General features: G+C 57.1%; 13 protein-coding genes and 11 pseudogenes. 12 read left to right on the top strand and 12 right to left on the bottom strand.

Annotated features, from left to right (window positions below; all coding sequences use genetic code 11):
* Positions 1–119: 119 nt before the first annotated feature.
* Positions 120–3,757: pseudogene (locus CP556_RS21940) on the bottom strand (UvrD-helicase domain-containing protein).
* Positions 3,750–3,956, bottom strand: a pseudogene (locus tag CP556_RS27425) (hypothetical protein); the annotation flags it as partial. The pseudogenes CP556_RS21940 and CP556_RS27425, both read right to left, overlap by 8 nt.
* Here CP556_RS27425 and CP556_RS21930 point away from each other — a divergent pair.
* Positions 3,954–4,316: pseudogene (locus CP556_RS21930) on the top strand (BlaI/MecI/CopY family transcriptional regulator); the annotation flags it as partial. The pseudogenes CP556_RS27425 and CP556_RS21930 sit on opposite strands and share 3 nt — an antisense overlap.
* Before the next feature lie 18 nt (positions 4,317–4,334).
* Here the strand turns inward: CP556_RS21930 and CP556_RS27190 are convergent.
* Positions 4,335–4,448: pseudogene (locus CP556_RS27190) on the bottom strand (SOS response-associated peptidase); the annotation flags it as partial.
* Here CP556_RS27190 and CP556_RS27420 point away from each other — a divergent pair.
* Positions 4,437–4,626 (top strand): annotated as a pseudogene (locus CP556_RS27420) (type B DNA-directed DNA polymerase); the annotation flags it as partial. The pseudogenes CP556_RS27190 and CP556_RS27420 overlap by 12 nt on opposite strands.
* A 781-nt stretch (positions 4,627–5,407) precedes the next feature.
* Positions 5,408–6,802 carry a Cdc6/Cdc18 family protein gene (locus CP556_RS21915; RefSeq protein ID WP_098727775.1) on the top strand — a complete coding sequence of 465 codons (1,395 nt, stop codon included), beginning with the start codon at positions 5,408–5,410 and terminating at the stop codon, positions 6,800–6,802.
* 134 nt (positions 6,803–6,936) lie between these two features.
* Here CP556_RS21915 and CP556_RS21910 read toward each other — a convergent pair whose 3' ends face one another.
* Positions 6,937–7,260 carry a DUF6788 family protein gene (locus CP556_RS21910; protein WP_098727774.1) on the bottom strand — a complete coding sequence of 108 codons (324 nt, stop codon included), beginning with the start codon at positions 7,258–7,260 and terminating at the stop codon, positions 6,937–6,939.
* Positions 7,261–7,337: 77 nt separating this feature from the next.
* Between CP556_RS21910 and CP556_RS21905 the strand changes: the two genes are divergently transcribed.
* The 6 genes and pseudogenes from CP556_RS21905 to CP556_RS21880 all read left to right on the top strand — a co-directional run bounded on the left by CP556_RS21905 (position 7,338) and on the right by CP556_RS21880 (position 11,339).
* On the top strand, positions 7,338–8,315 hold the full coding sequence (locus CP556_RS21905; RefSeq protein WP_098727773.1) for an IS1595 family transposase: 978 nt from the start codon (positions 7,338–7,340) through the stop codon (positions 8,313–8,315).
* A gap of 123 nt (positions 8,316–8,438) precedes the next feature.
* A pseudogene (locus CP556_RS21900) lies at positions 8,439–9,245 on the top strand (IS1595 family transposase); the annotation flags it as partial.
* Positions 9,236–10,171, top strand: a pseudogene (locus tag CP556_RS21895) (IS4 family transposase); the annotation flags it as partial. The pseudogenes CP556_RS21900 and CP556_RS21895, both read left to right, overlap by 10 nt.
* A 191-nt stretch (positions 10,172–10,362) precedes the next feature.
* Entirely contained in the window at positions 10,363–10,665 is a 303-nt protein-coding gene (locus tag CP556_RS21890; protein WP_098727782.1) for a hypothetical protein, read from the top strand.
* The gene (locus CP556_RS21885; RefSeq protein ID WP_218011999.1) at positions 10,662–11,051 is read left to right on the top strand and encodes a DUF7344 domain-containing protein; all 390 of its coding nucleotides are present in this window, start codon (positions 10,662–10,664) and stop codon (positions 11,049–11,051) included. The genes CP556_RS21890 and CP556_RS21885 overlap by 4 nt, the downstream gene beginning before the upstream one ends.
* Positions 11,052–11,120: 69 nt before the next feature.
* On the top strand, positions 11,121–11,339 hold the full coding sequence (locus CP556_RS21880) for a DUF5805 domain-containing protein (RefSeq protein WP_098727781.1): 219 nt from the start codon (positions 11,121–11,123) through the stop codon (positions 11,337–11,339).
* A gap of 171 nt (positions 11,340–11,510) precedes the next feature.
* Here the strand turns inward: CP556_RS21880 and CP556_RS21875 are convergent, their stop codons facing one another.
* From CP556_RS21875 to CP556_RS27415, 7 genes and pseudogenes are all read right to left on the bottom strand, one after another.
* Positions 11,511–12,743, bottom strand: coding sequence for a tyrosine-type recombinase/integrase (locus tag CP556_RS21875; RefSeq protein ID WP_098727780.1), 1,233 nt, complete (start codon positions 12,741–12,743; stop codon positions 11,511–11,513).
* Between the two features lie 22 nt (positions 12,744–12,765).
* Positions 12,766–13,293 (bottom strand): PIN domain-containing protein, encoded by a 528-nt coding sequence (locus CP556_RS21870; protein ID WP_098727779.1) that lies wholly within the window; start codon positions 13,291–13,293, stop codon positions 12,766–12,768.
* Positions 13,290–13,826 carry a DUF7437 domain-containing protein gene (locus CP556_RS21865; protein WP_098727778.1) on the bottom strand — a complete coding sequence of 179 codons (537 nt, stop codon included), beginning with the start codon at positions 13,824–13,826 and terminating at the stop codon, positions 13,290–13,292. The genes CP556_RS21870 and CP556_RS21865 overlap by 4 nt, the downstream gene beginning before the upstream one ends.
* A gap of 405 nt (positions 13,827–14,231) precedes the next feature.
* Entirely contained in the window at positions 14,232–14,633 is a 402-nt protein-coding gene (locus CP556_RS21860; protein ID WP_007344000.1) for a DUF7970 domain-containing protein, read from the bottom strand.
* Positions 14,626–15,564 carry a ParA family protein gene (locus CP556_RS21855; RefSeq protein ID WP_098727777.1) on the bottom strand — a complete coding sequence of 313 codons (939 nt, stop codon included), beginning with the start codon at positions 15,562–15,564 and terminating at the stop codon, positions 14,626–14,628. The genes CP556_RS21860 and CP556_RS21855 overlap by 8 nt, the downstream gene beginning before the upstream one ends.
* A 136-nt stretch (positions 15,565–15,700) precedes the next feature.
* Positions 15,701–19,339 carry a UvrD-helicase domain-containing protein gene (locus tag CP556_RS21850; RefSeq protein WP_098727776.1) on the bottom strand — a complete coding sequence of 1,213 codons (3,639 nt, stop codon included), beginning with the start codon at positions 19,337–19,339 and terminating at the stop codon, positions 15,701–15,703.
* Positions 19,332–19,538: pseudogene (locus CP556_RS27415) on the bottom strand (hypothetical protein); the annotation flags it as partial. The pseudogene CP556_RS27415 and the gene CP556_RS21850, both read right to left, overlap by 8 nt.
* On the opposite strand from CP556_RS27415, the pseudogene CP556_RS21840 reads away from it, so the two are divergent.
* Positions 19,536–19,898: pseudogene (locus CP556_RS21840) on the top strand (BlaI/MecI/CopY family transcriptional regulator); the annotation flags it as partial. The pseudogenes CP556_RS27415 and CP556_RS21840 sit on opposite strands and share 3 nt — an antisense overlap.
* A gap of 18 nt (positions 19,899–19,916) precedes the next feature.
* On the opposite strand, the pseudogene CP556_RS27185 reads toward CP556_RS21840, so the two are convergent.
* Positions 19,917–20,030, bottom strand: a pseudogene (locus CP556_RS27185) (SOS response-associated peptidase); the annotation flags it as partial.
* Between CP556_RS27185 and CP556_RS27410 the strand changes: the two are divergent.
* Both CP556_RS27410 and CP556_RS21825 read left to right on the top strand, forming a co-directional pair.
* Positions 20,019–20,208: pseudogene (locus CP556_RS27410) on the top strand (type B DNA-directed DNA polymerase); the annotation flags it as partial. The pseudogenes CP556_RS27185 and CP556_RS27410 overlap by 12 nt on opposite strands.
* 781 nt (positions 20,209–20,989) lie before the next feature.
* Positions 20,990–22,384, top strand: coding sequence for a Cdc6/Cdc18 family protein (locus tag CP556_RS21825; protein WP_098727775.1), 1,395 nt, complete (start codon positions 20,990–20,992; stop codon positions 22,382–22,384).
* The last annotated feature ends 77 nt before the right edge of the window (positions 22,385–22,461 follow it).

Below are 22,461 nucleotides of genomic sequence, written 5' to 3'. Positions count from 1 at the left end.
ACCCCTCTCAACTTAACTCTGTGGTGAATAGTCCGAATAGTATTCTATTCCAAAGCTACACGCTATTCCAGAATAGTTCACTACTCTAGAATAGTTTTGATAGAATCAGTAAATGTGGCTCAGGAGACGAGCTCCAACATAGAGCGAAGTTCAGATTCGATATCAGCCAGTTCACTCCGTTGCCACTCAAACCGTTCTTCCACCCCAACATCGGTAAACCGGAGTGAAGCACGTACCTGCCGGGCGGGATCGTGCTGGAAGAGCGCGAGAGCGTAGGCAAGCATTTGCGGCCGATAGTGGTCAGCGAGGGTATCAGTCGTCGTCGACGACAGATCGTTCGTCTTGTAGTCGATGATATGATACGCATCAGGAGTGACCAGAAGACGGTCAATATCACCCACTATGCGGGAATCATCAAGACGAGCGACAACTGAGTACTCGTCATAGGTCGCTTCGAGTGGGAGGTCCGCCTCAGTTTCATCGACGAACCGGATCGCATCCTGGGCATGGCTCACGGCCGCTTGGAGATCGTCATCCGTCGGTTCCTCGCTCCCCATACGACTCAATTGACGAATAAACGAGGGCCACTCTTTTCGTGGGGGACGGAGCTCATTGAGCCGATGGACAACAGTTCCAAAGGTGGTGGGACTCAATCCGACTGTCCCATCCCCCGACGTGTAGCTGTGTCCGTCTTCGGAGGCATCCGCAACAGCACTGACGAGGGTCGTCGCGGCAACGCGAACGGCAGCCTGACGTTCCGGCGGGGAAGGGACAGTAATCGCAGGGTCTAACTCTTCAGTCGGAGCCTCAGATTGCCATTCAACCGGCCGAGGTGGCGCCTGAATGGTGTATGGGGCATCACCAATTCGAGCGTCTGTAGCTCCATCGTGGAAAGCCTCAGCGACTAGCTCATGGTCGTCAAACAGAATGGGCTGGAGCCAATCCCGCCATCGACTGGCCTCGTCGAAATCATCTGGCTCACCGAGTTCGATGTGGCCAGACTCATCGATATCGATGTCGTGTGTTCCACACAGCAGCAGGTGGTCCCGGGTTCGGGTACAGGCCACGTAGAGCAGTCGTTTGGACTCCGCACGCTCTTGCGGGAGCGAGCGACGATCAGCATATTCGTGGACTGCCGTCTTCTCGATTGAGAACGCATCGTTGGGGTGGGGACCACCCACGGCAGGAATCGGTGGAGCATCAGTCGTCCCCTCGACGAGGCGGACATAGCCGTGGTCATCGACGGACCGCCCGAAATTGAGGTCACTTCCGAGATCGGGAACAGTGACGATTGGGAACTCGAGTCCCTTCGCGGCGTGAATCGTCATTATCCGGACGCCCTCCACATCGCCGGGGATGTCAGCCTCCCCTTCTCGGGGTCGATCTCTGCTTGGCGGTCGATCCGGTGGAGCAACCCAGCAGCTGTGTGAACACCGTTCTCGCTCCAAGTACGGACCTGGTCGCGGAACTTCTCGACGTTCGCGACGGCCTGGTAACCGCGTTCGTCAGCACTCACGCTCGCCAGATACCCCGTGTCGTCGATCACTCGGGACAACAGACGGTTCCACGGGAGGACGCCATCTTCAGACGGCGTCGCGCAGCCACTAAGGGTCCGCCATGTCGTGAGGAGGTCGAAAGCATCCGCGAGCTGTGGATCGTCCGTCTCGGCGAGTGCATCCCACACTGAATCAGCCTCGGCAACTGCCGGAGCGAGGCGGTCATCGGTGAAGCCAAACAGCGGGGACCGAAGCACCCCATAGAGAGAGACGTCGTCCTGCGGATCACCAAGTACCCGAAGTAGGTTCGTCAGCGCCTGGACCTCGGGCGTATCATAGAATCCGACGCCACCGACGACAGTATAGGGAATGTCGTACTCCTCAAGGGCCCGCTGATACCGATCCAGATGGGTTCGCCGGCGGAGGAGGATTGCCGTGTCGTCCGGCGTAGCGTCGCGATGAACACCCGTGTCGGGGTCTTGGACTGTCGGTGGATCGTCGAACAGGTTGGTCAGTCGAACAGCGAGCGCTTGCGCCTCGGCCTCGATGGTGTGGTCGAGCGCACCTTCAGCAACCGGATGGTCACCGCCGAAGAGTTCCGCCGCCGTGTCGGCGTCGTCGGGCACAGCGAGATACTCGACGCTGCCGGTGAGTCCCTCGATGTCTTCGACTCGGTCGCGCTGTGTGGTCAGCGTCTGTGGTGGCGCTTCGTAGGGTTTGTGGGTGTCCCCCTCCGGTTGGAACAGGTACTCGAAGAGCTCATTCAGGAACGACAGCGGCTCGTCCAGCGTCCGGAAGTTCCCAGAGAGTTCGAGCGCGGTCGGACTCTCGGCCTCGCTGTCAGGGACGTCGTCGACCCCACGGGCTTCGTTGACAGTCTGGAGTTCCGCTCTCGCCGCCCCGAACGTCGTCACGTCGGCCCCACGGAATCCGTAGATACTCTGTTTCTCGTCGCCGACCAGGAAGACGTTCGACGCCGTCTGCTCGTCGACGCCCGTGAGGAGCCTGACCAGCTCCCACTGGCGCGGGTCCGTGTCTTGGAACTCGTCGACCATCACGGCCGCAAACTGGTCTTGAAGCCGCTCCGTGACCGCATCGTTAGCTCGCAAGAACTTGAGCGTCGTCTCGATCACGTCGGGGAAGTCGAGCGTATCGCGACGCTCTTTCTCGTCGGCATAGGCGGCGAGGACGTCATCGAAGACCCGCATCAGAGCCAGCGCGTAATGGGCGCTGTTTGCTTCGAGCTCACCGGGTGTCGTCTCGACTGCATCCGCGTGCGGTTCGACGGCCGCGATGACCGCGTCGATAGCGTCCTTCAGGTCGTCGTAGACGTCACCGTACTCATTCCACTCGTCCCGGTCACCGACGACGTACCCCGAACTGCTGTACAGGCCACCGTTCTTCTTCTCACAGGCCTCGTACAGCTCGAGAATTGCCCGCTGACAGTCGCGGGGATCGCTTTCCTCTTGGTCGTCCGAGAGTGTCGCCGCGACCTCGGTGAAGGTCCGGTAGGCCCGAAAACCGTCCTCGTCGCCGATAGCGGCCTCGCGGTCGACGCGGCCCGCGACTGTGCGTAGCCGCTCAAGGAGTCCGTCCGCATACAGCGTCTGTCGGGCGTCGACGACGTCGAGATCACAAACGACCTCCCAGCAGATATCGACGTAGTCGTCGACCTCGGCGTCACGCCACTCCTTGAGGACGGACTCGCTCTGTGGGCGCTCATCGAGTAGTCCAGTGAGTACATCGACCAGCTGGTCACGACTCCAAAGCTGAGCAAGGAGCTCCACGTCGTCATCGTCCTGGTTGCGTTCGAGGAACTCCGTCACGACTTCGCGTTGGAGTGTCGCGGCGCCGTCTTCGTCGAGCACGTCGAAGCCGAGCGGGACCGGAGCCTCGACGGCCCGTTCTCGCAAGAGCCGCGTACAGAACGCGTGAATGGTGTGGACGTAGCCGTCTTCCAGGTCGTCGAGAACGTTTCGCCAGCGGTGGTAGGCCTCTGGTGAGTCAACAGCCTCGAGCCGGTCGTACACCTCCTCCCGAACGCGCTCAGTCAGTTCGGCAGCAGCCTTTCGCGTGAAGGTGATCGTGACAATGTTCTCGGGCGTGAGTGACGGGTTCTCGGCCAGTATCGTCACGTACCGCTCGGTGAGCGTTGTCGTCTTCCCTGTCCCGGCGCCGGCAGTGATCGCGACGTTCCGGCCCTGGACGAGCGCGTCCTCCTGTTCCTCTGTGAGCTGAATCTCCTCGGGGTCCTCAGTCATCGCTCATCACCGCCTCGATGTCCTCGTCGTCGCGAACACGGAGCGGAACGTACGCTGCGTCGTCCTTGTGAACCTCGTCGACGAACTCCCGCTTGCGGTGATGGCGGACATCGCACGCCCGACGATAGTCACAGTATCGGCAGTTCGCTCCGCTGGCCGACAGAAGCGTCGTGTGGAACCGTCCGTTGCCGAGGGCCTCGCTATCGGCATCCTTCGAACGGCCGCCAGCAAGGCCGATCGCGAAAACCACGAGCGCATCACCGACGACATCCTCCTGGACGCCGCCGAGGATGCCCGCGCCCAGATTAAGCAGAAAAGCCTCGACTCACTCACTCCGCACCAGCGCGTCGTCTACGACATCGTGCGCGAGCACGGCCCGGTCGGGCCGAGCGAGATCCACGAGCGCTATTCCGAGGACGTCGATGACCCTCGAACGAAACGGACCGTCCGGACGTACCTCTCCAAGATGGCTCAGTACAACCTCCTCAAAGCGGAAGGCACGAGTCGAGATCGAGAGTATTCACTCGTCGATTCGGCAGCTGCATCGCCAATGCAGTAACGACGAGGAACTCGACAGCTACCCCGAACTGAATTCACCGAGTCCGGACTGCTCGTGGTCCAGCGGCCCGATAACCTGCGGATTGTCGTTTCCGGGATTGTTGACCCGCGTCGAAATCTCGTAGGCGTCGACGACGAGAAGGCGTCACGAGAACGTGTCGCCCTTGCTCACGAAGATATGAACCAGTATGATTCATCGTATTATGAGGTGGAACTGGTCCAAGCTGTCGAGAGTATCATTTCTGGGATGGGATCGGTCGGATACTCGACGAAGGTTGGCTAAGACACGAACGACTAAGATCACCTCATTCTACCCCTGTAGTTACAACAAGATACGAGTGGAACCACACACCCCCCTCGTTCGGAATGAGATGATACCCTATATACCGCCTGATTAGAAGGTGAATTTCCACCCGATGAGAAGGTTTCAGTAATGGATTGATCGGATATACGCTCTCGACGTATAATTTACTGCTTCAATTCAAGGGATAGAAGAGCTGTACTTCCAGTGTTAGGTGTATTCACGAATACTCCTAACTAATGCTGTATCTCACTTAGTGGAATTTTAGTCTGGCTAGGTAATAAAGCTAGGGTTATAACTAGACGGTTAATCTTGAAAGTCTACGCTGTCTTTCGATTTGGAGAGAATGACTCGTCCTAGTTAAGGACCGCCTAGTTGGTTATTAGAAGATCGCGCCCATATGGTTAGTCTTACGGGATCTCATTCCGAATCAGGGGGGTGTGTCCTTCCAACTCCAATCTACATCCATCTTGATTAAGCTGGCATCAATATCGTCCATTAGTTCGGTGGTAGCTCACTCCGAATCAGGGGGTCTCTACAGCATTGCCAATCCTTGGATGATGGACCAACTTGTACTACCTCATTCCGAACGAGGGGGTTGATCTGAACCCGCTGATCATTTGAGCTGCTGGCAATCCTCTCGTTCTAGGAAATAGCTCACTCTGAATCGGGTATCATCAGGTATGGTGATGGCACCTATCGATTTTCCGCTGTTTAGTACCGATATCCAACGAATCTCATTCCGAACGAGGGGAGTAACGACTAAGTAGGTTCCTTCCCAGGATGAATCTATGACAGACAATGAAGAACCAGATGGTGGAGGTGATTCGTCTATCACGGACCAGCAGCTGGATGATTTCGATACAAACAGGGAGGGCAGTTCTGCTTCTGAAATCTCGTCGGCCTCGGAGGAAATCCAACGACAAGACTCGGACGATCCGGCAAATGACCCGTTGTTCGTTCGGGAGGGCGATGAAGACGGTTCTTCAACTCAGATCTGGGCAGATCGAGATTTACTCTCAATTGGAACAGTTCCTGGCCCTGATCGCATCGTCGGTCGTGACACGGAAATCCAATCGGTAGCTGGAGAAATCCGACACCTCATTCACGAATCACAACCAAACCACGTCGTCATTTATGGCGAAACCGGAACTGGAAAATCACTTGTCAGCCGTCACGTGTCCGACCGTCTCGTTGATACTGCCACGGCACGTAACGTTCCCGCTGCAAGCGTCTACGTTGAGTGCAAGAAGAATAATACCGAAACACGAGTGGCCCGAACAATCGCTCGTGCGCTAAGCGACAAATCTGATTCTGATATAGATATCCCTCGTATCGGTTTAGGTTCCGCCGAGTACTACGATTACGCCTACGACATTATCGACGAGTACTACGATGGGCTCATTGTCATCCTTGACGAGATCGACATGGTTGATAACGCTGAGGGGCTCCTCCATGAACTCTCGCGGGCTCGAGAAGCTGGTCACACCGATGCATATATCGGAATCATTGCTATCAGCAACGATATCGATTTCGGACAAAAACTCAACGCACGCGTTCAGAGTTCAATGCGGACGACGGACTTCGTCTTTGAACCATACCAAAGCGATCAGATCGAGCAGATCCTGGAATATCGACGAGACGCGTTCCATGATGGTGTCGTTCAAGACGGCGTCATAACCGAGACTGCCGACCGGTCGGCGGATGAACACGGTGATGCGAGAAAGGCAGTCGACGTCCTACGAATTGCTGGTGACATCGCTGACGACGCCGATGCCGAGGTCGTTAGTCCAAAACATGTCGACAAAGCAGTCAAGCGTGCAGAGGTTAATCGAGTCAAGGAGACGATCGAGAGCACCTCACCACAGTCTAAACTCGTTCTCTACACTCTCGGTCGCTTGACTGGCTCGAATAATCGCCGCTTCCGCACCTCTGGTATCTACAGTCAATACGAGACGACCTGTGGTGACGTCGGTGCTGATCCTCTCTCATATGATCGAGTGAGCCAGATTCTCAGCACGTTCGCGCTAATGGGAATCTCTGAGTCTCACCAGGTCGGTGGCGGACACAAACAGGGTGTCTATCTGGAACACCAGCTTATCAAGGACAAAGATGTAGTAATGAAGGCAGTTGTAGAGAGCGATGAACGGCTTTCAGAACTTCACAACGGGACCTACGAGATTTAATCAAGCATCATGAGGTTCGTTCTACCTAGAACCCTTCTACTGAAGCTCATTCCGAATCAGGGGTGTCAAATCTTCTGAGAAGCGATTAAGCTCACTTCGAATCAGGGGGGTTGTTCACGAGAGAACCAGACTAGCTAATCGTCTGGACTGACCGGTCCTTTATACTTTGAGCGCACCTTCTCGCCTTCCCGCCACTGCCAGTAGTAGTAGCGGTTGTCGTTGATCTCCTTGATCGTGATTGTAGCCTTCGAGGGGACGTCGTCCGGACGATCCTCCGGTCGGTCCTCGATCTGTTCTTCCTCGTCCTGTTCGGCTAGTCGGGCTTCGCGTTCGCGATGTTCGGCAAGCTCCTCGGCGTACTGGGCGATATGCTTGAGCACCTCTGGTGATTGCTCATTGAGCATCTCCACGACGTCGTCGGGGATTTCTTGCGGTGGGGATGGTGGCGAGTAAGACATGGGTCACGGCGTATCGCTCTTGTGTAGAGCTACGGAAAGACCCTGTAGTTACACTGAGCCAGCCCTAATTTGGCGATATGTCTTCTGCTCAGCCGGCGTTCGGCGCGATGTTTCGAGAGCTGATTGAGCTGGGCGTCGTCGAGATTGACACGGAGCCGCTCGATGCCCGCATCGAGCGGCGACTCAAGGAATTCTGGGAGAATACGTCCTGTCCACGGTGCGGGCACACTTCCGTTCAAACGTGGCCCCATCTCGACCGCGTGTGGTGCCGTGACTGCAACTTCAAGCCGGTCTATACCTACGGAACGCCCTTTCACGAGAAGCACCTCACCTGCGGCGAGGTACTTCTTGCGTTCACGTTCTACGCCGATACATTGCTTAGTATCAACCAGATCGCGCCTTTGCTCGGGCGGGCCTACAAAACCGTTCACACAGCTATTCGGGAGGTAGAAGCCGTGATCCATCGCGGCTTCCCCGTCGTCTGGGACCTCCTCGACCAGACCATCGATGGCCCGACGCAAGTTGACGAGTCTGGCACAGTCTGTTCGGGCTACAAGGGACAAGAGCCGCCGCGAAGCAGCCGTTCTCGCGGCGGCTCGTCCCAAACTGGCCGCTCACGCTGGCGGGGCCGCCACGGTGATCAGCTGACGCTCGTCGCGGCGTGCCGCGACTCGCTTCGCGTGATCCGCGGCAAATTCGGTATCGACTTCAGCGGTGATCTTGAGCCAGTCATTCAGGAGGCTGAAGACCTCTCCCAGCCACTGGGAGAGGTCTGGACTGACGGACTCCAAGCCTACAGAGAAATGGAGCGTGACCACCGAACAGTCGTACACAAAGAGAGATACGTATCGCCCGACGGCGTCCACATTAACCAAGCTGAGTGCCTCTTTTCACTTGTTCAACCGTGGCTACGGAAGTTCCGCGGCCTGTCCAAGCAGGGCTTGGGACAGGCCGCTCATACCTTCGGCATCGTTCGGTCGCTCAACTTGGCTGGTGAATCCGTCGATTCAACCATTGATTGTATCGTTATCGGGGCTTTCCGCAGTTCTACATAAGAGCGTCTCGTGTTAACCAACACAATCCGCGAATCCATACGTTTGTTGGTTAAGAGGATGCGCTCTTGTGTAGAGCTACGGAAAGACCCTGTAGTTACACTGAGCCAGCCATAATCTGAGAGTATATCTTCTGCTCAGCCGGCGTTCGGCGCGTTGTTTCGAGAGCTGATCGAGCTGGGCGTCGTCGAGATTGACACGGAGCCGCTCGATGCGGGCATCGAGCGGCGACTCAAGGAATTCTGGGAGAATACGTCCTGTCCACGGTGCGGGCACACCTCCGTTCAAACGTGGCCGCATCTCGACCGCGTGTGGTGCCGTGACTGCAATTTCAAGCCGGTCTACACCTACGGAACGCCGTTTCACGAGAAGCACCTCGCCACTGGAGAGGTGCTTCTCGTGTTCACGCTCTACGCCGATACATTGCTCAGTATCAACCAGATCGCGCCCTTGCTCGGTCGGACCTACAAAACCGTTCACACGGCGATTCGGGAGGTGGAAGCCGCGATGGATCGCGGCTTCCCCGTCGTCTGGGGCCTCCTTGACCAGACCATCGATGGACCGACGCAAGTCGACGGATCTGGCACAGTCTGCTCGGGCTACAAAGGCTAAGAGCCGCCGCGGAACAGCCGTTCTCGCGGCGGCTCGTCCCAATCTGGCCGCTCACGCTGGCGGGGCCGCCATGGTGATCAGTTGACGCTCGTCGCGGCGTGCAGCGACTCGCTTCGCGTGATCCGCGGCCAGCTCGGTATCGACTTCGGCGGTGATCTGGAACCAGTGATTCAGGAGGTTGAAGACCTCTCCCAGCCGCTGGGAGAGGTCTGGACCGACGGACTCCAAGCCTACAGAGAAATGGAGCGTGACCACCGAACAGTCGTACACAAAGAGAGATACGTATCGCCCGACGGCGTCCACATTAACCAGGAACGGTGTTGCGGTTGCACGAGTTCCTCTCTGATGAGTTCCAAGCCCGTCACGAGGAGCAGGCTGGAGCGAAGCTCCACCTGCTCCACAATGCCACCGACAAGACGATTGAACGGATCGACGTGACGGACGAGAAAACACACGACAGCACTCTGTTCAAGACAGGTTCGTGGCTGGACGGACGGCTGGTTCTACTCGATCTGGCGTACTTCAAGTACCGCCGCTTCGCGTTGATCGATGAGAACGACGGCTACTTCGTGAGTCGGCTGAAAGCGAACTCGAATCCGGTGATAACGGCAGAATTACGGGAATGGCGCGGCCGCGCCATTCCCTTGGAGGGCAAGCAGCTCCACGAAGTGGTCGATGATCTCTCGCGGAAGTACATCGACGTTGAGGTCGAAGCGGAGTTCAAACGTGGGCCGTACAACGGAACACGGTCGCTGGACACGAAGCGGTTCCGCGTCGTCGGCGTCCTCGTTGCGGACGCCGACGACTACCATCTCTACATCACGAATCTACCGAGAGAGGAGTTCCTCCCGGCTGATCTAGCAACGCTGTATCGGTGTCGGTGGGAGGTAGAGACGTTGTTTCGTGAACTGAAGACGCAGTACGAACTGGATGAGTTCGACACAAGCAACCCGGCTGTTGTGGAGATTCTGCTGTATGCGGCGTTGCTGTCACTGCTGGTGAGTCGTGATCTGTTGGGTCTGGTCACCGAGCAAGCCGATGATGAGATCGTGTTTCCGCCAGAACGCTGGGCGGCGACCTTCCGGTCGCACGCCCAGCTCATCCTCCACGAACTCGGTGAGTACCTCGGCTACTCGCCACCGCCGTTGCTGGAGCGGTTGATTGAGGATGCACAGAAGATCCACCAGCAACGACCGATCTTACAAGAGACGCTCGCTACCGCTACGCAACCGAGGTGTGAGTCTTAGCTAAAGACGAATGGGATCAGAATAAGATCTCCCTAAACGGCCGCTCGTGAACGCCAGCAACAGGTTCTCAACGGTCCGTCTCACTCTCCACTGACTAACTATACAAATATACTTTATAATCCATCCAGTAAGTCCGGTTGACGCATGAAAAGCGTCCCCGGTGTGACTGCACCGGGAACCAAGGCTGCCGAATGACAGCAAACAAGACTAACAGCGTCCCGAGTGATAACTCTGTCTCTCGCCTCCCGATCGAGGCCGAGGCGGTTACCGTCACCCGGGACCCACGAACCCGACGAATCGTTGAATTCGCAGACAGCTACGCCGGCACAACCACCGCGAAGGACATCGCCAATCGCACTGGCTGGACCCTCGAAGAAACACGTGTCCACGCCCGCCGGCTCGAAGAAGAGAACCTCGTCCAGACCATCGGAGAAGGAGCCCGCATCCTACTCCTGACCGAACGAGGAGAGCGCCTCGCTCGTGGTGAGCTGTGAGCGCAACCGACGAGATCGACGAAGCGGACTGGTCGTCGATCCCGATGGATCCAGACGACGCCTTCACTGCCGTGTCGAACAGCCGTCGACGGCGCGTTATCCTATCGGCCTCACGTTCTGACGGGGCCGTCACAGCCGGCGATCTCGCCGTCGAAATCGCAGCGATCGAGAACCTGATCGATCCCAGCCAGGTGACCAGCCAGCAGCGCACACGCGTCTATGTCGCGTTGATTCAGGGCCATCTGGAGACGCTGGATGATCTTGGTGCGATCAACTACGATGAGCGGGCCAAACGTGTTGCGGACACTGACGCAACGGAGCCACTGTCCTGCCAGATCCGCCGGATGCAGACTGCCTGCTACGACCCACAGGAGAATGCGTCATGATCGGGAAGACGACAATCTGCATCGTCCGAGGGAATCACCGATGACCAGCAAGGTCCTGGACCGACTTCGTTGGAGAAAAGCGCGAAAGGCCCAACCGAAGATGTTCAAGGTATTTTCGAGGACGTGATCGTACAGAACCTCTCAACACCAAAAGGAATCAGCGAAGGTGAACTACTCGAGTTGATCACGAAAGATCTCGAACAGCAGTTCTCCGATCAGTTTGAGGATCTACTGGAAGAGGGCCGAATTGAATATCTTCCGACCAAAGGAAGGCTGGTGAAACAATGAGGGAGAACTCGGTCAGTCGGTTTGGGAACGTCGATACGAACGGCCTCTTCACGATAGATCCCGTCGGCGACTGGCTAGATCTGAAGGCCCGTGAAGTCAGTATGTCCCCCAACCGTTTTACGGTCCAGTGATAGCGAACTGAGACCAGTCGGTTACTCGTTACCTGTTCAACTAACCATCAATCTCTGAGAGCGCTTCTGTGGCAACGTCTCCGAGTTCTCCGGCCTCAATATGTGAGTACCGCTCCCGCACCATCTCCTCTGAATTGTCGAGATATCGGGCTGCAACCGTGTATCCAAACGCGCGGACAAGAACCTCGCCCATCCCACGTCGACCGCCGTGAGGTGCGAGATAATTATGCTTTGGATGGTCAATGTTGATATCGAAGTCTTCCGAGAGTTGCTGGAGAATCGACCGTGCGCCATCCGTCGTGATCGATGGCGGTCGAACGTCCTCGTCGAGAGCCAGCAACAGGTCACGAGCATACTCGCCACGTCGCTCGTCGATTGCATCTGGGCGTTCCCCTCGATCAGCCAGCTCGTCCTGCACGAGCGTCGCAAGCGTCCGCTGGTCGAACGTTGGGAACACCGGCCACTGCTCCGTCGGTGGGTCCGTAAGCTGGTGATAGCTCCGAAGTGGAGAGATCACGGGATCGGGTAGGCTCGCGGCATCCCACTGTTGTTTCTTCCGATAGACGTCCATACTCCCGTCGTCGATAGAAATCTCCTCCCACTGGACCCCTCGCCGGCGCGGGTCGTTCGGGTCCCGGAGCAGTTCTCCGACACGGACAGCTGTGTACGCAAGGACGAATACGAGGGCACGGTCACGAGCGGCTTTCAGTGCCGTATATCGGGCTCGTTGCCTGTCGAGAGGGTCAGTATCATCGGGGAGTGCCGTGTACGCCTCAATGGCGTCGCGGGCTCGCTCGTCGGCGTGCTGGGTGAGGGCGTGACGCTGCTCGGACGTCCAGGCCTGCTGGTCGCCGGGCTTGCGGCCGTCATCCTCGGGGAGCGGTGCCATCGCGCTTGCCCGCTGGGCATAGTGTGCCTCAAGGTAGCCCTCATTGACGCACCAGCCACACCACGCAGAGAGATAACGGTAATAGGTTTGTACAGTGTTCTGTTTGAGCCCTCGATCACCGACGAGGTGTCGGGCGTACTCTCGAAAGACGCGTTCGTCAAGGTCCTCGAAGGTCGGCTCTCGGTCGACGTTGTCGGGAACGATCCCGGTCCAGTCGTCGCCGCGGTCGCCGTCGGCCCACTCGGCGAACCGTTCGAGTTCGCGCCCTGCGTTGCGTCGGTAGTTCCCGCCGTCCCCACCGCGGCCTTTCCCCTTGTCCTGAAGATAGCGCTCGAAGCTGTCATCGAGAGCGCTTTTAGGACGGAACGAACGATCGTCGATCATCGGCCCTTACCTCGGAGCTGCGTCACCGAAATCCGTTGGCTGTGATCGTCTCGAGATATTCGACGCTGATGTACCGAAATTCGATACGGTCGCTGAAGCCGTGTTGAGGGAGGAGCGCCTCGGCTGCCCGTCCCGCCGGTTTGTCGGTTGTCAAGAGAACAACGTTGGCTGCCTCCCCGGCATCGAGCAGTTGCGCAGCGAGCCCAACGAGCGCCGTATCCGCTTTCTCGGTGATATCCTCGTCGCGGTCGGTCTCGTTCGCGATGAACCGGCGCGCCTCGTCCATCACTGTCGAAACGAGTGGATTGGTGTAGTCGAGCTCGTCGGCGACGACGATCCAGCCCTCCTCGAATCCATCGGGATAGGGAATGTTCCCCGAGGGATACGCGTCTGCTGCAGGATCGCCCCCGAGCTCTTCGTAAACACGCTGCGGAATACGTAACGAGACATTCACCTGTCGGAGCGCCCGACGAAGCCGTTGGAATTTGTCCTTGCCCGGACCGCCACACCGCACAAAGACACCAGTATCGGCGATATAGACCGTCGTCATGCAGTTGCGTCGGCGTATTCGGTAGCAACCGGTTCCAGCGCCTGGAGGATGATCTCGGCTTCAAGCGGTGAGAGGTCAAGTTCCCGGGCTGCAATCCGGTGGTTAACCGTGCCATCAACGTACTCGGAGGCGTACTCGAGGGCGACAGCAAGACCGTCGAGGCTATGGCGCTCGATGTAGACATCAATGTCTTCATCCTCATCACGGCGGGCAACCGCAGCGATAAGTGCCGGCGTGATCGTTTGGGTTTCACCATCCGTCGAGAGCGTGAGTGCAATCGACTCGGCGTCATATTCGTACGGGCGCTGCTCACGAGTTTTCTCCACTAAGGCAGCCGTTTCGAGGTTCTGGACGTAGTCGTAGGCGGTCCCCTGTGGGATATCGAGTTCGTCGACGATCTCGGAAACGGTGATGGGACCGTGCTGCAAAATATGGGCGTAAATCTGAGCGAGTGCCGGCGTCTCGAGAAGATCGACGACCGTCTGAAGCTGCTGAATGGGTGGCTGGCCCGACCGGGGAGGTGAGTGCGACATCTCGGTTACGAATTATAGATAATTCGTGATAGGGCTTCCGGCTGAGAAGATGAATTCGGAACCCACTCGATAATTGCAGAAAGACACCCTCTCTCAGCGACTCTACCCTGGGGGAAGCGGCGTCATGAGGCGGTTGCAGCATTCGTGCTTCACCGACGGCGTCGGGGTACTTCAAAGTGGTCGTGATTACCAGTGTAATCACGCCCAGACGCGTATTTGCCTAAAGTTCCGAATTCTGGCGGTAGTAGTGTTAATAGCCAAGAAACCGGATTTATAAATTATATATCGCTATATCAAAACTGAGCCGGCGGTCTCAACTGAGTTCACCGTATAGAGGCGGAATCAGACTATTCTGAGGTTGCTGTTGGGGTATTGTAGAATAGCTTTCTATTTTGGAATAGTACGCTATTCAGTCGATTCTGAAGAAGCAGATTCGCGAGCTTGTTCGAATCGTTCGGCCACTTCGTCTACGAGATCTTCCTCCACGACGGTTCGGAGAAGAGCATCAGTCATTTCCCGAACGACGATGTTCTGGTAGCCCTGCTGGTTGAGCTCGCGTTCCAGTTCATACTTCAGCCAGGAATCGAAGTCCTCGATCGTAGCCTCCCGGGCGTAGAAAGGCCGCTGTTTAGCGGCCTCATAGCTGAACGCTGAATCGGTCATCGGGTTTTGTCGTTCGACGGGTTCCTGAGAGGGCGTCTCCTCGTCGCCTCCCGATTCAGATGCGTCATCCGTATCCTGGGGTTCGTCGTCCGGTTCATCTTCGAGTGTCTCCCCGAGGTCGGCAAACGGATCGTCGTCAGACATGGCGGACCACCTCACCTGCCTCGACGATGTGCGCCAACTCGTCGAAACACTGCAACTGGTCACAGTCAGGGTCGTAGTCCAGCAGGGGTTTGCGCTCGCCATAGGCCTTTGTGATGCTGGTACGGTCACGGATGCCCGGTGAGGGTTTGAGATCGCCGGCGTCGACAGCCTCCCAGTCCGTAATCCGCGCAAAGTTCGGGATGCGGTCCTGGAGGTTATCGTGCGAGTTGAGACGTTCGAGGAGCTGTCGATCTTGAGTCTGCTGGTCGATACGGCCGCTCAACATGTTCGGAACCAGTGACAGAACGTCGACGTCCATATGCTGCCGAAGCGGTGAGATCTGTCGCTCGATGGTTCGCTCCAAGCCGGCCATCGCCTCGTTCCCCGGGGCGAGCGGAAGCACCAAGTTCGCCGTCGCGACGAGCGCGTTGTCCGTGAGTCGGGAACGGTACGCCGGCGAATCTGTGACGATATAATCGTACGTGTCCCCAAGGAGTGGGTCGACGACTTCCCGTTTGAGCAGCGCAGAGGGTTGGAATACGTCGCCGACGACGATCTCCCGCTCGACCTGTTCTAAGTCTTCGCTGGACGGGAGGATATCGAACCCATAGCTGGTATCGTAGACAACTGAAGTCGGGTCAGCATCGTTGAAGAAGACGTCGCCGATGGTTTCCTCGGTGTTGTGGTATTGGTCGTTAAACCCCAGCCCCACGGACGCGTGGCCGTTCGGGTCAAGATCGATGAGGAGGACATCGTGTTCGTGTGCGGCCAGTTGTCGGGCGAGGTTGACCGCAATCGTCGATTTGCCGACGCCTCCCTTCAGCATACACACCGAAACAGCCCGAGAGTTCCCATCGGTCTGTACCGAATCATATGGGCTATTTGGGCTATTCGTTCTATCTATGCTATTCTTGCTATCTGAGCCACTCATACTATTCAGCAGTATCAACCCCTCTCAACTTAACTCTGTGGTGAATAGTCCGAATAGTATTCTATTCCAAAGCTACACGCTATTCCAGAATAGTTCACTACTCTAGAATAGTTTTGATAGAATCAGTAAATGTGGCTCAGGAGACGAGCTCCAACATAGAGCGAAGTTCAGATTCGATATCAGCCAGTTCACTCCGTTGCCACTCAAACCGTTCTTCCACCCCAACATCGGTAAACCGGAGTGAAGCACGTACCTGCCGGGCGGGATCGTGCTGGAAGAGCGCGAGAGCGTAGGCAAGCATTTGCGGCCGATAGTGGTCAGCGAGGGTATCAGTCGTCGTCGACGACAGATCGTTCGTCTTGTAGTCGATGATATGATACGCATCAGGAGTGACCAGAAGACGGTCAATATCACCCACTATGCGGGAATCATCAAGACGAGCGACAACTGAGTACTCGTCATAGGTCGCTTCGAGTGGGAGGTCCGCCTCAGTTTCATCGACGAACCGGATCGCATCCTGGGCATGGCTCACGGCCGCTTGGAGATCGTCATCCGTCGGTTCCTCGCTCCCCATACGACTCAATTGACGAATAAACGAGGGCCACTCTTTTCGTGGGGGACGGAGCTCATTGAGCCGATGGACAACAGTTCCAAAGGTGGTGGGACTCAATCCGACTGTCCCATCCCCCGACGTGTAGCTGTGTCCGTCTTCGGAGGCATCCGCAACAGCACTGACGAGGGTCGTCGCGGCAACGCGAACGGCAGCCTGACGTTCCGGCGGGGAAGGGACAGTAATCGCAGGGTCTAACTCTTCAGTCGGAGCCTCAGATTGCCATTCAACCGGCCGAGGTGGCGCCTGAATGGTGTATGGGGCATCACCAATTCGAGCGTCTGTAGCTCCATCGTGGAAAGCCTCAGCGACTAGCTCATGGTCGTCAAACAGAATGGGCTGGAGCCAATCCCGCCATCGACTGGCCTCGTCGAAATCATCTGGCTCACCGAGTTCGATGTGGCCAGACTCATCGATATCGATGTCGTGTGTTCCACACAGCAGCAGGTGGTCCCGGGTTCGGGTACAGGCCACGTAGAGCAGTCGTTTGGACTCCGCACGCTCTTGCGGGAGCGAGCGACGATCAGCATATTCGTGGACTGCCGTCTTCTCGATTGAGAACGCATCGTTGGGGTGGGGACCACCCACGGCAGGAATCGGTGGAGCATCAGTCGTCCCCTCGACGAGGCGGACATAGCCGTGGTCATCGACGGACCGCCCGAAATTGAGGTCACTTCCGAGATCGGGAACAGTGACGATTGGGAACTCGAGTCCCTTCGCGGCGTGAATCGTCATTATCCGGACGCCCTCCACATCGCCGGGGATGTCAGCCTCCCCTTCTCGGGGGTCGATCTCTGCTTGGCGGTCGATCCGGTGGAGCAACCCAGCAGCTGTGTGAACACCGTTCTCGCTCCAAGTACGGACCTGGTCGCGGAACTTCTCGACGTTCGCGACGGCCTGGTAACCGCGTTCGTCAGCACTCACGCTCGCCAGATACCCCGTGTCGTCGATCACTCGGGACAACAGACGGTTCCACGGGAGGACGCCATCTTCAGACGGCGTCGCGCAGCCACTAAGGGTCCGCCATGTCGTGAGGAGGTCGAAAGCATCCGCGAGCTGTGGATCGTCCGTCTCGGCGAGTGCATCCCACACTGAATCAGCCTCGGCAACTGCCGGAGCGAGGCGGTCATCGGTGAAGCCAAACAGCGGGGACCGAAGCACCCCATAGAGAGAGACGTCGTCCTGCGGATCACCAAGTACCCGAAGTAGGTTCGTCAGCGCCTGGACCTCGGGCGTATCATAGAATCCGACGCCACCGACGACAGTATAGGGAATGTCGTACTCCTCAAGGGCCCGCTGATACCGATCCAGATGGGTTCGCCGGCGGAGGAGGATTGCCGTGTCGTCCGGCGTAGCGTCGCGATGAACACCCGTGTCGGGGTCTTGGACTGTCGGTGGATCGTCGAACAGGTTGGTCAGTCGAACAGCGAGCGCTTGCGCCTCGGCCTCGATGGTGTGGTCGAGCGCACCTTCAGCAACCGGATGGTCACCGCCGAAGAGTTCCGCCGCCGTGTCGGCGTCGTCGGGCACAGCGAGATACTCGACGCTGCCGGTGAGTCCCTCGATGTCTTCGACTCGGTCGCGCTGTGTGGTCAGCGTCTGTGGTGGCGCTTCGTAGGGTTTGTGGGTGTCCCCCTCCGGTTGGAACAGGTACTCGAAGAGCTCATTCAGGAACGACAGCGGCTCGTCCAGCGTCCGGAAGTTCCCAGAGAGTTCGAGCGCGGTCGGACTCTCGGCCTCGCTGTCAGGGACGTCGTCGACCCCACGGGCTTCGTTGACAGTCTGGAGTTCCGCTCTCGCCGCCCCGAACGTCGTCACGTCGGCCCCACGGAATCCGTAGATACTCTGTTTCTCGTCGCCGACCAGGAAGACGTTCGACGCCGTCTGCTCGTCGACGCCCGTGAGGAGCCTGACCAGCTCCCACTGGCGCGGGTCCGTGTCTTGGAACTCGTCGACCATCACGGCCGCAAACTGGTCTTGAAGCCGCTCCGTGACCGCATCGTTAGCTCGCAAGAACTTGAGCGTCGTCTCGATCACGTCGGGGAAGTCGAGCGTATCGCGACGCTCTTTCTCGTCGGCATAGGCGGCGAGGACGTCATCGAAGACCCGCATCAGAGCCAGCGCGTAATGGGCGCTGTTTGCTTCGAGCTCACCGGGTGTCGTCTCGACTGCATCCGCGTGCGGTTCGACGGCCGCGATGACCGCGTCGATAGCGTCCTTCAGGTCGTCGTAGACGTCACCGTACTCATTCCACTCGTCCCGGTCACCGACGACGTACCCCGAACTGCTGTACAGGCCACCGTTCTTCTTCTCACAGGCCTCGTACAGCTCGAGAATTGCCCGCTGACAGTCGCGGGGATCGCTTTCCTCTTGGTCGTCCGAGAGTGTCGCCGCGACCTCGGTGAAGGTCCGGTAGGCCCGAAAACCGTCCTCGTCGCCGATAGCGGCCTCGCGGTCGACGCGGCCCGCGACTGTGCGTAGCCGCTCAAGGAGTCCGTCCGCATACAGCGTCTGTCGGGCGTCGACGACGTCGAGATCACAAACGACCTCCCAGCAGATATCGACGTAGTCGTCGACCTCGGCGTCACGCCACTCCTTGAGGACGGACTCGCTCTGTGGGCGCTCATCGAGTAGTCCAGTGAGTACATCGACCAGCTGGTCACGACTCCAAAGCTGAGCAAGGAGCTCCACGTCGTCATCGTCCTGGTTGCGTTCGAGGAACTCCGTCACGACTTCGCGTTGGAGTGTCGCGGCGCCGTCTTCGTCGAGCACGTCGAAGCCGAGCGGGACCGGAGCCTCGACGGCCCGTTCTCGCAAGAGCCGCGTACAGAACGCGTGAATGGTGTGGACGTAGCCGTCTTCCAGGTCGTCGAGAACGTTTCGCCAGCGGTGGTAGGCCTCTGGTGAGTCAACAGCCTCGAGCCGGTCGTACACCTCCTCCCGAACGCGCTCAGTCAGTTCGGCAGCAGCCTTTCGCGTGAAGGTGATCGTGACAATGTTCTCGGGCGTGAGTGACGGGTTCTCGGCCAGTATCGTCACGTACCGCTCGGTGAGCGTTGTCGTCTTCCCTGTCCCGGCGCCGGCAGTGATCGCGACGTTCCGGCCCTGGACGAGCGCGTCCTCCTGTTCCTCTGTGAGCTGAATCTCCTCGGGGTCCTCAGTCATCGCTCATCACCGCCTCGATGTCCTCGTCGTCGCGAACACGGAGCGGAACGTACGCTGCGTCGTCCTTGTGAACCTCGTCGACGAACTCCCGCTTGCGGTGATGGCGGACATCGCACGCCCGACGATAGTCACAGTATCGGCAGTTCGCTCCGCTGGCCGACAGAAGCGTCGTGTGGAACCGTCCGTTGCCGAGGGCCTCGCTATCGGCATCCTTCGAACGGCCGCCAGCAAGGCCGATCGCGAAAACCACGAGCGCATCACCGACGACATCCTCCTGGACGCCGCCGAGGATGCCCGCGCCCAGATTAAGCAGAAAAGCCTCGACTCACTCACTCCGCACCAGCGCGTCGTCTACGACATCGTGCGCGAGCACGGCCCGGTCGGGCCGAGCGAGATCCACGAGCGCTATTCCGAGGACGTCGATGACCCTCGAACGAAACGGACCGTCCGGACGTACCTCTCCAAGATGGCTCAGTACAACCTCCTCAAAGCGGAAGGCACGAGTCGAGATCGAGAGTATTCACTCGTCGATTCGGCAGCTGCATCGCCAATGCAGTAACGACGAGGAACTCGACAGCTACCCCGAACTGAATTCACCGAGTCCGGACTGCTCGTGGTCCAGCGGCCCGATAACCTGCGGATTGTCGTTTCCGGGATTGTTGACCCGCGTCGAAATCTCGTAGGCGTCGACGACGAGAAGGCGTCACGAGAACGTGTCGCCCTTGCTCACGAAGATATGAACCAGTATGATTCATCGTATTATGAGGTGGAACTGGTCCAAGCTGTCGAGAGTATCATTTCTGGGATGGGATCGGTCGGATACTCGACGAAGGTTGGCTAAGACACGAACGACTAAGATCACCTCATTCTACCCCTGTAGTTACAACAAGATACGAGTGGAACCACACACCCCCCTCGTTCGGAATGAGATGATACCCTATATACCGCCTGATTAGAAGGTGAATTTCCACCCGATGAGAAGGTTTCAGTAATGGATTGATCGGATATACGCTCTCGACGTATAATTTACTGCTTCAATTCAAGGGATAGAAGAGCTGTACTTCCAGTGTTAGGTGTATTCACGAATACTCCTAACTAATGCTGTATCTCACTTAGTGGAATTTTAGTCTGGCTAGGTAATAAAGCTAGGGTTATAACTAGACGGTTAATCTTGAAAGTCTACGCTGTCTTTCGATTTGGAGAGAATGACTCGTCCTAGTTAAGGACCGCCTAGTTGGTTATTAGAAGATCGCGCCCATATGGTTAGTCTTACGGGATCTCATTCCGAATCAGGGGGGTGTGTCCTTCCAACTCCAATCTACATCCATCTTGATTAAGCTGGCATCAATATCGTCCATTAGTTCGGTGGTAGCTCACTCCGAATCAGGGGGTCTCTACAGCATTGCCAATCCTTGGATGATGGACCAACTTGTACTACCTCATTCCGAACGAGGGGGTTGATCTGAACCCGCTGATCATTTGAGCTGCTGGCAATCCTCTCGTTCTAGGAAATAGCTCACTCTGAATCGGGTATCATCAGGTATGGTGATGGCACCTATCGATTTTCCGCTGTTTAGTACCGATATCCAACGAATCTCATTCCGAACGAGGGGAGTAACGACTAAGTAGGTTCCTTCCCAGGATGAATCTATGACAGACAATGAAGAACCAGATGGTGGAGGTGATTCGTCTATCACGGACCAGCAGCTGGATGATTTCGATACAAACAGGGAGGGCAGTTCTGCTTCTGAAATCTCGTCGGCCTCGGAGGAAATCCAACGACAAGACTCGGACGATCCGGCAAATGACCCGTTGTTCGTTCGGGAGGGCGATGAAGACGGTTCTTCAACTCAGATCTGGGCAGATCGAGATTTACTCTCAATTGGAACAGTTCCTGGCCCTGATCGCATCGTCGGTCGTGACACGGAAATCCAATCGGTAGCTGGAGAAATCCGACACCTCATTCACGAATCACAACCAAACCACGTCGTCATTTATGGCGAAACCGGAACTGGAAAATCACTTGTCAGCCGTCACGTGTCCGACCGTCTCGTTGATACTGCCACGGCACGTAACGTTCCCGCTGCAAGCGTCTACGTTGAGTGCAAGAAGAATAATACCGAAACACGAGTGGCCCGAACAATCGCTCGTGCGCTAAGCGACAAATCTGATTCTGATATAGATATCCCTCGTATCGGTTTAGGTTCCGCCGAGTACTACGATTACGCCTACGACATTATCGACGAGTACTACGATGGGCTCATTGTCATCCTTGACGAGATCGACATGGTTGATAACGCTGAGGGGCTCCTCCATGAACTCTCGCGGGCTCGAGAAGCTGGTCACACCGATGCATATATCGGAATCATTGCTATCAGCAACGATATCGATTTCGGACAAAAACTCAACGCACGCGTTCAGAGTTCAATGCGGACGACGGACTTCGTCTTTGAACCATACCAAAGCGATCAGATCGAGCAGATCCTGGAATATCGACGAGACGCGTTCCATGATGGTGTCGTTCAAGACGGCGTCATAACCGAGACTGCCGACCGGTCGGCGGATGAACACGGTGATGCGAGAAAGGCAGTCGACGTCCTACGAATTGCTGGTGACATCGCTGACGACGCCGATGCCGAGGTCGTTAGTCCAAAACATGTCGACAAAGCAGTCAAGCGTGCAGAGGTTAATCGAGTCAAGGAGACGATCGAGAGCACCTCACCACAGTCTAAACTCGTTCTCTACACTCTCGGTCGCTTGACTGGCTCGAATAATCGCCGCTTCCGCACCTCTGGTATCTACAGTCAATACGAGACGACCTGTGGTGACGTCGGTGCTGATCCTCTCTCATATGATCGAGTGAGCCAGATTCTCAGCACGTTCGCGCTAATGGGAATCTCTGAGTCTCACCAGGTCGGTGGCGGACACAAACAGGGTGTCTATCTGGAACACCAGCTTATCAAGGACAAAGATGTAGTAATGAAGGCAGTTGTAGAGAGCGATGAACGGCTTTCAGAACTTCACAACGGGACCTACGAGATTTAATCAAGCATCATGAGGTTCGTTCTACCTAGAACCCTTCTACTGAAGCTCATTCCGAATCAGGGGTGTCAAATCTTCTG

The sequence above is a fragment of the Natrinema sp. CBA1119 genome, assembly GCF_002572525.1.
Classification (GTDB): domain Archaea; phylum Halobacteriota; class Halobacteria; order Halobacteriales; family Natrialbaceae; genus Natrinema.
Note: the sequence above shows the minus strand (reverse complement) of the source record. Positions and strands in the feature narration are given on the sequence as shown.

What these genes read in the sequence shown, in the direction of transcription:
- CP556_RS21915 (WP_098727775.1), top strand. Translation starts at nt 5,408, where the DNA reads ATGACAGACAATGAAGAACCAGATGGTGGAGGTGATTCGTCTATCACG.
- CP556_RS21910 (WP_098727774.1), bottom strand. Translation starts at nt 7,260, where the DNA reads ATGTCTTACTCGCCACCATCCCCACCGCAAGAAATCCCCGACGACGTC.
- CP556_RS21905 (WP_098727773.1), top strand. Translation starts at nt 7,338, where the DNA reads ATGTCTTCTGCTCAGCCGGCGTTCGGCGCGATGTTTCGAGAGCTGATT.
- CP556_RS21890 (WP_098727782.1), top strand. Translation starts at nt 10,363, where the DNA reads ATGACAGCAAACAAGACTAACAGCGTCCCGAGTGATAACTCTGTCTCT.
- CP556_RS21875 (WP_098727780.1), bottom strand. Translation starts at nt 12,743, where the DNA reads ATGATCGACGATCGTTCGTTCCGTCCTAAAAGCGCTCTCGATGACAGC.
- CP556_RS21870 (WP_098727779.1), bottom strand. Translation starts at nt 13,293, where the DNA reads ATGACGACGGTCTATATCGCCGATACTGGTGTCTTTGTGCGGTGTGGC.
- CP556_RS21865 (WP_098727778.1), bottom strand. Translation starts at nt 13,826, where the DNA reads ATGTCGCACTCACCTCCCCGGTCGGGCCAGCCACCCATTCAGCAGCTT.
- CP556_RS21860 (WP_007344000.1), bottom strand. Translation starts at nt 14,633, where the DNA reads ATGTCTGACGACGATCCGTTTGCCGACCTCGGGGAGACACTCGAAGAT.
- CP556_RS21855 (WP_098727777.1), bottom strand. Translation starts at nt 15,564, where the DNA reads ATGAGTGGCTCAGATAGCAAGAATAGCATAGATAGAACGAATAGCCCA.
- CP556_RS21850 (WP_098727776.1), bottom strand. Translation starts at nt 19,339, where the DNA reads ATGACTGAGGACCCCGAGGAGATTCAGCTCACAGAGGAACAGGAGGAC.
- CP556_RS21825 (WP_098727775.1), top strand. Translation starts at nt 20,990, where the DNA reads ATGACAGACAATGAAGAACCAGATGGTGGAGGTGATTCGTCTATCACG.